Annotated in this window: 1 protein-coding gene; it reads right to left on the bottom strand. The window is 59.2% G+C overall.

Going from position 1 to position 228, the window contains the following annotated elements; all coding sequences use genetic code 11:
* Window positions 1-228 (bottom strand): beta-ketoacyl synthase N-terminal-like domain-containing protein (locus E5W70_RS32930; protein WP_292272545.1); only part of this gene is annotated, 228 nt, incomplete at both ends.

The following is a 228-nucleotide window of genomic DNA, read 5'->3' as shown; positions in this document are numbered from 1 at the left end:
AGGCACATGCGGAGGTCACCCCGAAGACCGGCCCGCGCAAGCCGAGGCTCAAGCTAAGATGGACGGAAGCGGCGCTGGGCATCACCTTTACTCCAGTGAAGAGTTCAGCACGGATTGCGCTACCCAAAAGCAGTGAGCGGTAAGTTTGTTCTGTTGCGTATGAACCGGTAAATCCGACGCCCACTGTCGCGCCGAAGCGATGGGCATTCCCCTCGTCGCAGGAAAGTC

This window comes from Mesorhizobium sp., from assembly GCF_005063415.1.
GTDB lineage: Bacteria > Pseudomonadota > Alphaproteobacteria > Rhizobiales > Rhizobiaceae > Mesorhizobium.
This window is presented reverse-complemented; position numbering and strand designations above follow the sequence as displayed.